The 12,367-nt window shown below is 61.8% G+C and carries 16 protein-coding genes; 13 read left to right on the top strand and 3 right to left on the bottom strand.

All coding sequences use genetic code 11. The features are described 5' to 3' along the window. The first annotated feature begins 14 nt into the window (after nucleotides 1-14). From AC07TV_RS11840 to AC07TV_RS11815, 6 genes are all read left to right on the top strand, one after another. Nucleotides 15-644: a methyl-accepting chemotaxis protein gene (locus AC07TV_RS11840; RefSeq protein ID WP_494648563.1), complete on the top strand. Its 630-nt coding sequence runs from the start codon at nucleotides 15-17 to the stop codon at nucleotides 642-644. An 18-nt stretch (nucleotides 645-662) separates the two neighbouring features. Next, a complete protein-coding gene (locus AC07TV_RS11835; protein ID WP_494648562.1) occupies nucleotides 663-1,403 on the top strand; it encodes an oxygen-binding di-iron domain-containing protein in 741 nt (246 codons plus the stop codon). A gap of 81 nt (nucleotides 1,404-1,484) precedes the next feature. Next, the gene (locus tag AC07TV_RS11830; RefSeq protein WP_494648561.1) at nucleotides 1,485-1,931 is read left to right on the top strand and encodes a hemerythrin domain-containing protein; all 447 of its coding nucleotides are present in this window, start codon (nucleotides 1,485-1,487) and stop codon (nucleotides 1,929-1,931) included. Then, nucleotides 1,928-2,155: a DUF2249 domain-containing protein gene (locus AC07TV_RS11825; RefSeq protein WP_494648560.1), complete on the top strand. Its 228-nt coding sequence runs from the start codon at nucleotides 1,928-1,930 to the stop codon at nucleotides 2,153-2,155. The genes AC07TV_RS11830 and AC07TV_RS11825 overlap by 4 nt, the downstream gene beginning before the upstream one ends. A gap of 31 nt (nucleotides 2,156-2,186) precedes the next feature. Further along, the gene (locus AC07TV_RS11820) at nucleotides 2,187-3,497 is read left to right on the top strand and encodes a hypothetical protein (protein ID WP_494648559.1); all 1,311 of its coding nucleotides are present in this window, start codon (nucleotides 2,187-2,189) and stop codon (nucleotides 3,495-3,497) included. Then, nucleotides 3,494-3,874 carry a SirB2 family protein gene (locus tag AC07TV_RS11815; RefSeq protein WP_494648558.1) on the top strand — a complete coding sequence of 127 codons (381 nt, stop codon included), beginning with the start codon at nucleotides 3,494-3,496 and terminating at the stop codon, nucleotides 3,872-3,874. The genes AC07TV_RS11820 and AC07TV_RS11815 overlap by 4 nt, the downstream gene beginning before the upstream one ends. Before the next feature lie 3 nt (nucleotides 3,875-3,877). On the opposite strand, the gene AC07TV_RS11810 is transcribed toward AC07TV_RS11815, so the two are convergent. Continuing rightward, nucleotides 3,878-5,863 (bottom strand): sigma-54-dependent Fis family transcriptional regulator, encoded by a 1,986-nt coding sequence (locus AC07TV_RS11810; protein ID WP_494648557.1) that lies wholly within the window; start codon nucleotides 5,861-5,863, stop codon nucleotides 3,878-3,880. Nucleotides 5,864-6,129: 266 nt separating this feature from the next. Here AC07TV_RS11810 and pedF point away from each other — a divergent pair, with 266 nt between their 5' ends. The 7 genes from pedF (at nucleotide 6,130) to AC07TV_RS11775 (ending at nucleotide 10,837) form a co-directional block, all read left to right on the top strand. Further along, nucleotides 6,130-6,558 (top strand): cytochrome c-550 PedF, encoded by a 429-nt coding sequence (gene pedF, locus AC07TV_RS11805; protein WP_494648556.1) that lies wholly within the window; start codon nucleotides 6,130-6,132, stop codon nucleotides 6,556-6,558. Next, nucleotides 6,548-7,396: a substrate-binding periplasmic protein gene (locus AC07TV_RS11800; RefSeq protein ID WP_494648555.1), complete on the top strand. Its 849-nt coding sequence runs from the start codon at nucleotides 6,548-6,550 to the stop codon at nucleotides 7,394-7,396. The genes pedF and AC07TV_RS11800 overlap by 11 nt, the downstream gene beginning before the upstream one ends. 2 nt (nucleotides 7,397-7,398) lie before the next feature. Then, nucleotides 7,399-8,343 (top strand): beta-propeller fold lactonase family protein, encoded by a 945-nt coding sequence (locus tag AC07TV_RS11795; protein ID WP_494648554.1) that lies wholly within the window; start codon nucleotides 7,399-7,401, stop codon nucleotides 8,341-8,343. Next, a complete protein-coding gene (locus AC07TV_RS11790; RefSeq protein WP_494648553.1) occupies nucleotides 8,322-8,873 on the top strand; it encodes a cytochrome b in 552 nt (183 codons plus the stop codon). Before AC07TV_RS11795 ends, AC07TV_RS11790 begins: the two co-directional genes overlap by 22 nt. 313 nt (nucleotides 8,874-9,186) lie before the next feature. Beyond that, a complete protein-coding gene (locus AC07TV_RS11785) occupies nucleotides 9,187-9,678 on the top strand; it encodes a hypothetical protein (protein WP_494648552.1) in 492 nt (163 codons plus the stop codon). Between the two features lie 46 nt (nucleotides 9,679-9,724). After that, nucleotides 9,725-10,408 carry an SDR family oxidoreductase gene (locus tag AC07TV_RS11780; RefSeq protein ID WP_494648551.1) on the top strand — a complete coding sequence of 228 codons (684 nt, stop codon included), beginning with the start codon at nucleotides 9,725-9,727 and terminating at the stop codon, nucleotides 10,406-10,408. Nucleotides 10,409-10,432: 24 nt separating this feature from the next. Then, the gene (locus AC07TV_RS11775; RefSeq protein ID WP_494648550.1) at nucleotides 10,433-10,837 is read left to right on the top strand and encodes a DUF1294 domain-containing protein; all 405 of its coding nucleotides are present in this window, start codon (nucleotides 10,433-10,435) and stop codon (nucleotides 10,835-10,837) included. Between the two features lie 63 nt (nucleotides 10,838-10,900). Here AC07TV_RS11775 and AC07TV_RS11770 read toward each other — a convergent pair whose 3' ends face one another. Together AC07TV_RS11770 and AC07TV_RS11765 are read right to left on the bottom strand one after the other, a co-directional pair. Then, a complete protein-coding gene (locus AC07TV_RS11770; protein WP_226497609.1) occupies nucleotides 10,901-11,167 on the bottom strand; it encodes a hypothetical protein in 267 nt (88 codons plus the stop codon). Nucleotides 11,168-11,217: 50 nt separating this feature from the next. Beyond that, nucleotides 11,218-12,078: a DUF3553 domain-containing protein gene (locus tag AC07TV_RS11765; RefSeq protein ID WP_494648549.1), complete on the bottom strand. Its 861-nt coding sequence runs from the start codon at nucleotides 12,076-12,078 to the stop codon at nucleotides 11,218-11,220. Nucleotides 12,079-12,367: the final 289 nt, after the last annotated feature.

Genomic DNA, 12,367 nt, shown 5'->3' with positions numbered 1-12,367 from the left:
CAACAGGCTGCCGAATGAACATGACGACTGCACTGACCACCCGACCGACCAAGGCGCAGCTGGCGGGCGTAGACCTGTTGCGCATCGTGCGGATCAACGAGGAAATCAAATCGGTGGTCGGCGTTGCCTTCAAGATCAACATCATGGCTCTCAATGCCATCTTCCTCGCCAAGCGGGCGGGAACGGCGGCGCGGGGATTTGGGGTGCTGTCCAACGAATTGCGGGTGTTTTCGCAGGATCTGCGCGACGGCATGTCGGCATTGACCAGCCTGATTCATGGCTGCGTCACGGAAGTGTCGCTGGTCCTGCAGGACATCCGCCACACCGCGCTGTTGCGGCGGGCCGTCGAGCTGTCGTCGGGCGGTTGCGGGCGTGATGTGCTGGCCGCGCGGGAAGTCGAGAATGAACGCCATGCCGAGCGCCTGGCCCGCTTGCGCAAGCAGCTCAGGGGGGCGCTCGACGATGCCTTCCGGATGGTTGAGCTGGGTGGGGTGCTGGCCAAGTCAGCCAAGATCGAGGCGGCTTACGGCCAAAGTTTTGCCGTGCCGCTATCGCAGGTTTCGGGGGAGTTCGACGGCGTCGTCGAAGAAATCCGCAGCTCGCTGGAAGCGCTGCGCCGGTCAGCCTTTTTTACCGGCAATTGAGAATTCGGGAGCGGATGCGTGAAAAAAACAAAAACGATCTTTCAGGATGGCAATCACAAATGGGTCGCCATCGTGCGCGATCCGGACAAGCCGAACTACCTGATTGATACCAATGAATACCTGGTGACTCACGGCAGCCAAGGCATTCTGCTCGACCCGGGCGGCGCCGAGGTATTCCCGGCGGTGTTTTCCGCCCTGTCGTCCGAGTTCGATCCGTCGGCCCTGAGCGCTATTTTCGCCTCGCATCAAGATCCCGACATCTGTTCGTCGCTGGCCCTGTGGCTCGAATTCAATCCGAAGATGCGCTGCTATGTCAGCTGGCTGTGGAGCAGCTTCATTCCGCATTTTGGTGGCTCGGCGGAAACTTTCGTGGCGATGCCCGACGAAGGTGCCGACATCTCGCTCGATGGCCTGATGCTCAAAGCCGTTCCGGCGCATTACCTGCACTCGTCGGGCAATTTTCATCTCTACGACAAGGTCGCCAAGGTCCTGTTTTCCGGCGATGTCGGCGCAGCCCTGTTACCGCCGGGCGAAGATGGCCTGTTCGTGGAAAGCTTTGACAAGCACATTCGCCATGCCGAGGGTTTCCACCGGCGCTGGATGGGCTCCAACGAGGCCAAGCGCCGCTGGTGCGAGCGGGTCTCGCAAATGGAGATCGACATGCTCTGCCCGCAGCACGGTGCCATCTATCAGGGCGCCGATGTCCAGCGTTTCATCAACTGGTTCGACGGACTGCAGGTTGGCATCTGCGGCGGCTGATTGAGCCGGATTTGATGGCGGTCAAGGAGCCGCTCGGGGGGCTACCCCGAGAATGGCCTATCATTCGCCATTGAGCCGTCCATGACCACCATTCGCAGTTTCATGACCGAAGATCATCGCCGTTGCGACGATCTTTTTGCCGAAGCCGAGCAGGCTGTCGGCAAGGGCAGTTTTGACCTGGCCCGCGCCGCCTTCGGGCATTTTCATTCGGCCATGCTGGCGCACTTCGACAGCGAGGAAAAAACACTTTTCCCGACCTTCGAAGCCAAGACCGGCATGCGCATGGGACCGACCCAGGTCATGCGCATGGAGCACGAGCAACTGCGCAGCCTTCTCGACGATGCTGCCGAGGCACTGAAGACGGCCAATGCCGAGGATTACCTCGGGCTGGCCGATACCCTGGTCATCATGATGCAACAGCACAACATGAAGGAAGAGAACATGCTCTACCCGATGTGCGACCAGCATCTGACGGCCGAACTGCCAGCCATTCTCGAACGGCTGGAAACGGAACTTTGCGAACAATGAGCCACCCCAAGACCCCGCATGTCGTCGACGCCCGCTACATGGAGCCGCCTGGCCCCTTCGTGGCCACCATGGAAATGCTCGACACGCTAAAGGACGGCGAGAAAATGCTGCTGCTGCTCTTCCGCGAACCGCATCCGCTCTACAAGGTGCTGCGCCAGAACGGCCATGATTACGAAACCGAGTTGCTGCCCGACGGCACCTTCGAAATCCTGATTTCGCGCTAGGCTAGCCGCCCCCCTCGACAATTCACGCTCCATGCAAGCGATGCTGGCCTTCGAAAACGCGCCGCCCTTCGCCGCACCGCTGCGCTTCTTCCTGACTGCGCCGCTCTTTGCCGCACTGGCCGGCCTGCTCGTCGCCTTCGAGGGTCCGGATATTTTTGCCTCGCGGTGGACGCCCGGCGCCTTGGCGGCGACGCATCTGATCACCATCGGCTTCATGCTCCAGGTCATGCTCGGGGCACTCATCCAGATCCTGCCGGTGGTCGCCGGCGCCAGCCTCAAACGGCCGGTGGCGGTGGCCCGGATCGTTCATGTCGGCCTCTCGGCCGGGGCGCTGTTGCTGGCCGCCGGTTTTCTCTTCGGGGCGCCCGCGCTGCTCGGCATCGCCGCCTTCATGCTCGGGTTGACCGTACTGTTCTTCCTGGCCGTGACATTCAGCGCCCTGATTGCTGTTCCGACAACCAGCCCGACCATTCGTGGCATCAAAGTCGCCCTGTTCGGTCTGGCTGGCGTCGTCGGCCTCGGCGTCGTTCTCGCCCTGGGGCTGGCCTATGGCTGGCCCTTGCCGCTGATGGTGCTGGCTGACCTGCATGCCGGCTGGGGGCTGGGCGGCTGGGCCGGTGTCCTGCTCGCGGCGATGGCCTACGTCGTGGTGCCAATGTTCCAGCTGACGCCAGGCTACCCGGCACGCGCTAGCTGGTGGTTCCCGGTTTTCATGCTGGCCATGCTGATTCTGTGGAGCCTTGGCGTGCTCGCCGACTGGCCGCTGCTCGGCCGCCTTGGCCAGCTTGGCGCCGCTTTGGCCGGCATCACCTTCGCCGGGCTGACCCTGCGTCTTCAGGGCAAGCGACGGCGGGCGCGGCCGGATGCCACCTACCGTTACTGGCAGCTCGGCCTGATACTTTCCATTTTTGGCCTTTTTTTCCTGTTGACCGTGGCAATCCGGCCCGAGGCGTCCGATATCGAGGGCTGGACCCTGATGTTCGGCATTTTGCTCATTGCCGGCGGATTCATTCCCTTCATCACCGGCATGCTCTACAAGATCGTCCCTTTTTTATCCTGGATGCACCTGCAGAATTGCGGCCAGGCCAAGGTGCCGGCCCCGGCCATGAACAAGATTCTCGCCGAGCCCGCCATGCACCGGCAGATGCTCGCGTACGGCGTCGCCCTGATCCTGCTGCTCTCCGCCATCTTCATCCCGGCCTGGCTGGCCCGTCCGGCCGGTCTGGCCTTCGCCTTGGCCAATGGCTGGCTGTGGTGGAACCTGGCCGGCGCCATCGGTCGCTATCGCCAGCACTTTGCCGAAATCGAGGCCAAACTCGCCGCCAGACCGGCAACGCCATGAGCTATCTCGTCCTCAAATACGTGCATGTCACCTGCGTCGTCCTCAGCGGCCTCGGTTTCTGCCTGCGTGGCTGGTGGATGCTGCGCGAATCTCCGCTCTGCCACCATCGACTGACGCGAACTCTGCCCCACATCGTCGATACCCTGCTGCTTGGCAGCGCCCTGGCCATGGCCTGGATGAGCGGCCAGTACCCGTTTGTGCACGGCTGGCTGACCGCCAAGCTCTTCGGCCTGCTCGCCTACATCCTGCTCGGCATGATGGCGCTCAAACGCGGCCGGACCAGGGAAATCCGGGCGCGTTACTTCGGGCTGGCCGTGCTGGCCTATGTCTACATCGTCAGCGTGGCGCTGACGCGCAGCCCGCTGCTCGGCCTCTAGCCCTTACATCCGTCCCAGCTTGCGATACAGCGTATTGCGGCTGATGCCGAGCTGGCGGGCGGCTGAGGAGATATTGCCGCCGGCGGCGTCGAGGGCGCGCATGGCGGCCTGACGGCTGATGGCATCCATGCTGTTGGCACCTTCCAGCGGCGCCGCGGCCCACGGGTCGAAGGCTTGCGGGGCGTTGGGGGCACTGGCGATGATGGTTTCGAACAGCTCTTCCGGCAGGTGGCTTTCGGTGATCAGCGATTCATCGTCGTCGAGCAGGGCAATGGCGACGCGGATGACGTTGAACAGCTGGCGGATGTTGCCCGGCCAGGCGTAGTTTTCGATGGCGTGCCGGGCCTTTTCGGAGAAACGCACCTGCAGGCTGCGGGTGGTCGTTTCCGAGGCGGCGATCTTGGCGACCAGGGCGCTGATGTCGGTTCGTTCGCGCAGGGCCGGCATGGTGACGCTCATGCCATTCAGGCGGTAATAGAGGTCTTCGCGGAAGGCGCCGCGGGCGACTTCTTCACGCAATGTACGGTGGGTGGCGCAGACCAGCGAAATATCAACCTGAATTGCCCGCGTGCTGCCCAGCGGCGTGACACAACGTTCCTGCAACACGCGCAGCAGGCGGGCCTGGAGGTTGAGCGGCATGTCGCCGATTTCGTCGAGGAAGAGAGTGCCGCCGTGCGCCTGCTGGATCTTGCCCGGCGCGCCTTCCTTGCGGGCGCCGGTGAAAGCGCCGCCCTGATAGCCGAAGAGTTCGGATTCGATCAGGGTTTCCGGAATCGATGCACAGTTGAGCGCGACGAAGGGGCCGGTGCTGCGCGGGCCGCTGTTATGGAAGCCCTTGGCGAACATCTCCTTGCCAGCGCCCGATTCGCCCTGGATGAGGATCGGAATGTCCTTGCCGAGAATGCGCCGGGCGCGTTCGATGGCAGCCTGCAGGCGGGCGTCGCCGGTGTTCAGGGTATCGAGTGTCGGGCCTGACGGGGCGGCGGTTTCTGGCCGGCGCGGAGCGCGCAGACTTGCCGGTTCGTCGTAGATGCGGCCGGCCACGGACAGCGGCGGCAGTTGACCGCGGAGCTGGACGTGCAGGGATTTGCCATTGACGTTGATCTCGTAGCTGCTGAACGGGGTATGGCGCAGGCGGTCGACGAGCGCCGACAGGTTGCTTTCGAAAACCATCGAAAAGTCGCGGCGCACGGCGTCGACCTGGCGGATGCCGAGCAGTTCGGTGCCGTTGCGGTTCATGGCCAGCACCTGGCCATCGGGCGAAACGGCGGCGATGCCTTCTTTCGGGCTACCCAGGTAGTCGGCACGGCTGTGGAAGCAGACGAGGATGTCGCGGGCGTGCATCGATTCGAACAGACGTCTTTCAACAATGGCCGACGACATCCGGACCAGGCCCAGGGTGTGGCGCTGATAGCTGCGGTAGTCGCCGGAAATGTCGAGAACGCCGATCAACCGGCCGTCCGGCCCGAAGATTGGGCTGGCGCAGCAGGTCAGGAAACCGTTGTGCTCGAGGAAGTGTTCTCCACCAAGGATGGAGACGGGCATTTCTTCAGACAGGGCGGTACCGATGGCATTGGTGCCGCGCTGGTTTTCGTCCCACGATGCACCGGCCGACAGCGCAACGCGGTCGGCGCGGCCGACGAAATCGGCATCGCCGACGGTTTCGAGGAGCAAGCCGTTGGCGTCGGCCAGGATAACCATGCTGCCGGATTCACGAATCTGCTCGTAGACATGCTCCATGATCGGCCGCCCTTGCGCGAGCAGGAAGCGGTTGCGGTCCTGTTCGGTCTTGAGCGCTACGCGATCCATGGCTTCGACGGCCGGGATGGCATGGCCTTCGCCCAGCCCGAAGCGCCGGCAACGTTCCCACGAACGGAGAATCACCGGATCGATCAAGCCATCGGGTAGGGCGCCCTGATCAAAAAACAGTTGTCGCGCCTGTTCCAGGCGCTGGCCATGAATTTCGGCCAATAGTTGAATTTGTCCCATCTCTCCTCCGGCGACTGCTCTATCTGTATTTATAGTTTTGTTGTTCCATAACGTAACACCTGCCCTTTTTATTAGCAATGAAGCGAGCAGTGCGCTACACCTTTCAGCAAATGCCGTGCCATGCGCGGGCAAATGTTGCTGCTTTCGCACCATCTCCGGCAAACGCCGGTAGCCAAGGGATTTTCCGGTTTGATCAGCGAGCTGGCACAGGGTTTGCAGATGCCTTGTCACAAAGGCAGTAACCCGCAATCAAACAAGGAGACATTGTGAAACATCCCTTCCGACACCTCGGTGCTGTTGCCGCAGCCCTTATTATTTGCACGGCCGCGCCGCAGGTTTTCGCTCACGGCGACGTTGTCCCGCAAGCCGTCGATACGACCGGGCTGAAAAACCTGGGCGCCGATTTCCTGCCAAGCAATCCTTTCCGCAAGGATAAGACCGCGATTCGCATCGGTGATTCCGCCTACAACCAGAATTGTGCCCGTTGCCATGGCCTGGGCGGTATCTCCGGCGGCATCGCTCCGGACCTGCGCTACCTGCCGCTCGGCGATGAGGGTGACGAAGTCTTCCTGCCCCGTATCCGCAAGGGGGCTGTACGCGACGGTCGTGTTTATATGCCGCCGTTCGAGGGTACACTGAGTCAGGAGGCCATGTGGGCCATCCGTACCTGGCTGGAAACTGTCCATGAAGAATAATCGTCGTCTCTTGCTCAAGGCTCTGGCCTCCGTGCCCATGGCTGCTGCCTTGCCGGCGCTGGCCGATGGCCTTGAAACGATCCGCCAGCGCGGTCGTCTGCGCGTCGCGGTGTATAACGATTTTCCGCCGTATTCGATGGCTGGCGGCAAGGGCATTGATGCCGATGTCGCCCGGGCGATTGCTGTCAAGCTCGGCCTGACGGCGGAAGTCGTCGGCTATAACGCTGACGAGGACATGAACGACGACCTGCGTAACATGGTCTGGAAAGGCCATTATCTGGGCACCCAGCCATCCGATGTGATGATGCATGTGCCGGTCGACGAGTACCTGGCGCGCAGCAATGACAAGGTCCGGATCTTCGGCGCCTACCACGTCGAAACGCTGGCCCTGGCGCGCAATCCGGAGCGTGTGCCGAAGCCCTTGTCCGGCTCGGCCGCCGTTGCCCTGGAGATATTCACGCGCGAGAAGATCGGCGTCGAAACCGCTTCGCTGGCCGATTCCTTCCTGCTTGGCGTGCTGAACGGTCGTCTGCGTGAAAATGTTGTGCATTACAAGACGGTGGCTGAGGCCGCCAAGGGCATGGCTGACGGCAAGGTGGCGGCCGTTCTGGCACCGCGTGCCGAACTTGAAGCGGCGACCAAAGGGCAGGGCAATCTCATTCTCGAAAGCCCGAAATTTGCCGAACTGAAGGTCGATAGCTGGCCGCTCGGCATGGCCGTCAAGGTCGAGGATCAGGCCCTGGCCGAAGCGATCGGCGGGGCGCTGGCGAGTTTGCGGAATGACGGCACGATTGCCGACATCTTCAAACGTCACGGCGTTTCCCATCAGGCGATCTGAGCATGCGCCAGCGTCTGCCGAAACTCTTGCTGGCCGGGCTGATTACGGTTTTTGGCGGCGCTGCCCTGGCCGCGCCGTTTGCCTACGTGCCGAATGAAAAATCAGCCACGGTCAGCGTCATCGACACGGCCAGCGACCAGCGTCTCAGCGACATCCCGGCCGGTCAGCGGCCGCGCGGCATTGCCGCAGGTGCCGGGCGGTTGTATCTGACTGACGGCAAGACGGGCAGCCTGCTGATCGTCGATACCGTCGCTGGCAAGCTGGTGAAGACCGTGCCGGTTGGCGATTCGCCGGAAGGCGTCAGCCTCTCGGCCGACGGCAAATTGCTCGCTGTGGCAGTCGAGGACGACAATAGCGTCGTGCTTCTCTCCGCACCGCAGGGCAAGGAACTGGCGCGCATCAAGGTGCATGGCAAGAACCCCGAGCATGCGGTGTTCAGCCCGGACGGCCGCTGGCTCTACGTCAGCGCCGAAGAGGCGGAGCAGGTCGATGTCGTCGATGTGAAGGCACGCAAGCAGGTAGCCAGCATCCCGGTCGGCAAGCGGCCGCGCGGCATCGGCTTCCTGCCCGATGGCAGCCGGGCCTATGTGGCCAGCGAAATGACCGGCAAGGTCTATGTCATCGACGTTGCCGAGCGCCGCGTCACTGCTGAGATTGTCGCCGGACAGTACCCTGCGGGGATTGCCGTACATCCAGATGGCAAGCGGGTTTTTGTCTCCAATGGGCGCGACCCGTCGGTGATGGCCATCGACGTCGCCAGCAACACTGTCGTGGCCACCATCGAAGTCGGCAAACGCCCGTGGAACATGGCGATCACGCCGGACGGCGCCAAGCTATACGTGGCCAATGGCCGCTCCGGTACGGTTTCCGTCATCGATACCGCCAGCTACAAGAAGCTGCCTGATATCGAAGTCGGCGAACTGCCTTGGGGCGTCAGCATCCGATGAGCGGTCAGCGCTATACGCTACCGGCCATGGTGCTGCACTGGACGCAGGCGATTGTCGTCGTCTGGCTGCTCTGGTTGGGCTGGACCATGGTCGATCTGCCCAAGGGCGCCGAGCGCAGCGCTGCCTACGGTCTGCACAAATCGCTCGGCCTGCTCGCGTTGTTGCTCATCTTCGCCCGTCTCGCCTGGCGCCGCGGTCATCCGGCGCCGAAACCGCTGGCTGGCGGCTGGGAGGCCAAACTGGCCACGGCGGTTCATCACGGGCTTTATGCCCTGTTGTTCATGGCGCCACTGGCCGGCTTCCTCGCCTCGTCCTTCACGCCCTACGCCATCAAGTTCTTTGGCGTCGAATTGCCCAGGCTCGGCTGGCCCGACGAAACACTCAACGGCGCCTTCAAATTGGCCCACGTTGTTTTTGTCTGGGGTCTCGCCGGCCTGATCGTCCTGCACATCGCCGGCGCGCTCAAACATTTGCTCAAACGTGACGGTACGCTGCAACGCATGCTGCCCGGTGGCTTGTTCAAAAATTGAACAGTTGCTCCACGACGGAGCAGGATGATCTGACCAAAATAATAGCCATTGCTACGGTCAACCGGAAAAAACAGCCAAAATTGAAATTCAGTGCCACCTTCGGGTGGCTTTTTTACGTGCCGTAGCGCACAGATGCGACCTGAATACGCGTGATATTCTAAAAACCTGATTTTGCACGCAGCATTGGCTGGATAAACAGCCGTGAAATTTGTTGAGACACAGCGCGTCGACTTTCTGAGTTTTTCCTGTGCCTCATGTTGAAGCCTGCTTCAGGCTTTCACCCATCAACGTTTGTCCATTCGGGAACCTAGACATGAAACTTCAGTCGCTATTGTTGCTAATCATTTTGGCCGTGGTCGCCGCTTTCGCTGCCTTGAACTGGGGCGTCTTTCTCGCGCCTACCGAGTTATGGCTTGGTTTTACGTCGGTGCAAATGCCATTGGGCCTGTTGATGCTCGGACTGTTGGTCTTGATCACCGCGCTGTTTCTGATCTATGTCGTCTACCTGCAGGGTTCGGTTCTCCTTGAGGCCCGCCGCCATTCACGTGCATTGCAGACCAACAGGGAGCTTGCGGACAGTGCCGAGGCTTCCCGCTTTACCGAATTGCGCGCTTTTCTTGAAACCGAATTGACCAGGCAAACGACGCTCAACGGTGAAGCGAAAGAGATGGTTCTTGCCAGAATCGATCGGCTTGAGCATGATTTCCGCTCGTTCACCGAACAGTCGGGTAACACGCTTGCCGCCTACATCGGCGAGCTGGAAGACCGGCTGGAAAAATTCACCACGCTACCCCCCGTGCGCTAACTCGTCGCGGCGGAGGGATGAGCAGACCTTCGCCAAAGGAGCGCACATGTCCGATCAAAAACTGCTTGGTAAACGGGTGCTGGTCACCCAGGCCGATATGTTCATGGGCCCGGTGCTGTGCGAGGTGTTTGCCCGCCATGGTGCCACGGTGATCGCCAATACCGCCTCGCTCGTTGATGTCGAGGCGCCGGCTGCCATCGTTGCCGAGGCTGGGCGGGTCGATGTTCTTGTCGCCAATCTGGCTATTCCGGCGCCGGGTACGGCCGTCGCGGAGGTCACCGAAGCGGAGTGGAACGACACCTTCGGGGTCCTTGTCCATCCGCTGACGCGCTTGTTCCGGGCCGTCCTGCCGGCGATGATCGCTCGCCGTTCGGGCAAGATTCTGGTCATGGGCAGCGCTTCGGCCCTGCGCGGCATGAAGGGGCGGTCGACCTACAGCGCGGCGCGCGGCGCCCAGCTGGCCTACGTGCAGGCCGTCGGCGTCGAGGTCGCACCGCACAATGTCCAGGTCAATGCCATTGCCCAGAACTTCGTTGAAAACCCGACCTACTTCCCGCCCGAGGTGCAGGCCGACCCGCGTTTTCAGGAGCGTCTGAAGCGCGAGGTTCCGCTCGGGCGGCTGGTCGGCGCGGAAGAGGACGCCGAATTCGCCGCCTATTTGTGCAGCGATCTGGCGAATTGCTTTGTCGGCCAGGTATTCCCCGTTTGTGGCGGCTGGGTGATGCGCTGAGGGTGGGCGAGGTTGCAGGTTAGCGTGTTCCAGAAAAGTCCGGGTCTCCCAAACCGCTGGGCAGTCGCCATCGGCGTAATGTTTTCTGCGTTCCTTGGCCTGGGTGTCCTGGGCGGCCGCTTGCCGCTCGCTGTCGTCGGCCTGTATGCCGGGGCGAGCCTGCTGGCCTTTGTGGTCTATGCCTGGGACAAGTCGGCGGCGCAGGGCGGGCGGTGGCGGACGGCGGAGAGCACCTTGCACATGATCGCCCTGTTCGGCGGCTGGCCGGGGGCTTTGCTGGCGCAGCGCGTGCTCCGCCACAAGTCGAGCAAGGCGTCGTTTCAGGCGACGTTCTGGGCGACGGTGCTGATCAATTGCGGGGTGCTGGCTTGGTCGCTGACGGCCACGGGGGCCGGGGTGCTGCGCTCGGTTCTGGCCGGCGTGGCTTGAGGGCAGGCCGGCACCGCAGGCGCATTGGTTGTTGCCCCGCCTGCGTCGTCAGCCTTCTGCTATTCAGCGCGAATTCATCGCCTGTTCGCTTTGCAGGGCAGCCTTCAGATCGGTAATCAGGTCTTCGATGTTGCGCTGGGCATCGTAAAACTCCAGGTCGCCATCATCGCTTTCAAGGACGACATTGGGTTCGTCCCCATGCAGCGGCACTTGCACATGCACGCCCTTGGTAAAGACGATCATCCCGTCCTCGCGTTTCGATGGTTCGCTCAGGGCGGTGGGCGTAAATCCAAGTTTGTTGAGTTTTTCGGCTAAGGCTTGAGCGTTCATGTTTTTCCTTTTCTGAGAGTGGGGCGCTGCGCCAGTGAAGGGCGGCCGGGTTATTTCTGGGCGACGGACCAGATGAAGGCCTGCACATCGATCAGATCGCGCGGCATCAGGCCTTCTTCGAGCAGGTTGGTGCGCACGTAGCTGTACAGTCGGGTGACTGCATCGTAGGTCTTCCAGTTCGGTTCGGGTTTGTAGTTGATCCGCCAGCACAGCGCCTTGGCGGCATTCTGGATGGCGGTCGGCTTGATGAAGGCGGATTGCTGCGGGTGGCGGATGAAGCTGAACAGCGTCGCGAACTGCCATTTGTTCAGCTCGAGGATGCCCAGCGTGCGCAGGAGGTGCTTGAAGCGCGCCTCCTCGCTTTCTGTCCCGTAGAGCAGTTCGGCCAGGGCCAGGGAGAACAGTTTTTGGCAGGCGGGCAGTTCGAGGGCTTCGTGCAACGTCTTGCGCTCGCTCTTGGTCAGCAGGTTGGCGCTGGTTTCGACGTGCCGGGCACGATCGCAGACGGCGTCGAAGCTGCCTTCGGCTATGAGCCGGGAAAGCTCGTCCTGGCTCAGCAACTGGGCGCACATCTTTTGCCCGCGCATGTTGGCTTCGCGCACGGATTTGATGTAATCAGCGTCCTCGAAGCCGTTCGGGTATTTGGCCATGAAGCGTTCAATCGCCATGGGGATGGTGACAAAGCTGTCGCCAACAATTTGCGAGGTCTCGATCAGGTTGTCGAGGAGGCGATGTTTCGAGGCGGCCCCTTCGGCTTTCTCGAGTTTGATGAAGGACCGTGAGAGCCGCTTGCGGCCGGCGCCGACAAAAAATACATCGAGATTGTCGGGGGTTGCGCTAAGCACTTTGCCCAGACCCCATTCCTGCTGGTTGGGGTGCGTCACTCGATCGCCTGTGGTAAGTGTGCTCATCTTGCTCTCCGCTTCTTTTACCGGAAAAAGCGGCCAATTTTAACATGGGTGCCGAAATCCGGACCCGGCAGTGCACTCTGTTGTCCGTTGCGGCCCCTGTCGAACCGGCCCGGCTTTTCATTTTTGGTGGTTTTTTGGGGTTGACCGTGGAATCCGGCCTGCTTCGCAGAAGCGGTACAGAGGGGGCGGGGGCGCTCGGCCGGGATCGTGACCGGCTTGGCGCCCCTCGATTTTTCATTCGATGGCCTGCGGCCATTCTTGTCGGGGAGTTGCTGTTCTCCCTTTTGGG

The organism is Azonexus sp. GW821-FHT04F04 (genome assembly GCF_059420025.1).
The sequence above is the reverse complement of the archived record's forward strand: the minus strand, read 5'-3'. Positions and strand labels throughout refer to the sequence as shown.

Bases quoted from the DNA above. Each gene is read 5' to 3' on its own strand.
- AC07TV_RS11780 (WP_494648551.1), top strand. From the start codon at position 9,725: ATGTCCGATCAAAAACTGCTTGGTAAACGGGTGCTGGTCACCCAGGCC.
- AC07TV_RS11825 (WP_494648560.1), top strand. From the start codon at position 1,928: ATGAGCCACCCCAAGACCCCGCATGTCGTCGACGCCCGCTACATGGAG.
- AC07TV_RS11840 (WP_494648563.1), top strand. From the start codon at position 15: ATGAACATGACGACTGCACTGACCACCCGACCGACCAAGGCGCAGCTG.
- AC07TV_RS11800 (WP_494648555.1), top strand. From the start codon at position 6,548: ATGAAGAATAATCGTCGTCTCTTGCTCAAGGCTCTGGCCTCCGTGCCC.
- AC07TV_RS11820 (WP_494648559.1), top strand. From the start codon at position 2,187: ATGCAAGCGATGCTGGCCTTCGAAAACGCGCCGCCCTTCGCCGCACCG.
- AC07TV_RS11765 (WP_494648549.1), bottom strand. From the start codon at position 12,078: ATGAGCACACTTACCACAGGCGATCGAGTGACGCACCCCAACCAGCAG.
- AC07TV_RS11795 (WP_494648554.1), top strand. From the start codon at position 7,399: ATGCGCCAGCGTCTGCCGAAACTCTTGCTGGCCGGGCTGATTACGGTT.
- AC07TV_RS11815 (WP_494648558.1), top strand. From the start codon at position 3,494: ATGAGCTATCTCGTCCTCAAATACGTGCATGTCACCTGCGTCGTCCTC.
- AC07TV_RS11830 (WP_494648561.1), top strand. From the start codon at position 1,485: ATGACCACCATTCGCAGTTTCATGACCGAAGATCATCGCCGTTGCGAC.
- AC07TV_RS11810 (WP_494648557.1), bottom strand. From the start codon at position 5,863: ATGGGACAAATTCAACTATTGGCCGAAATTCATGGCCAGCGCCTGGAA.
- AC07TV_RS11785 (WP_494648552.1), top strand. From the start codon at position 9,187: ATGAAACTTCAGTCGCTATTGTTGCTAATCATTTTGGCCGTGGTCGCC.
- AC07TV_RS11770 (WP_226497609.1), bottom strand. From the start codon at position 11,167: ATGAACGCTCAAGCCTTAGCCGAAAAACTCAACAAACTTGGATTTACG.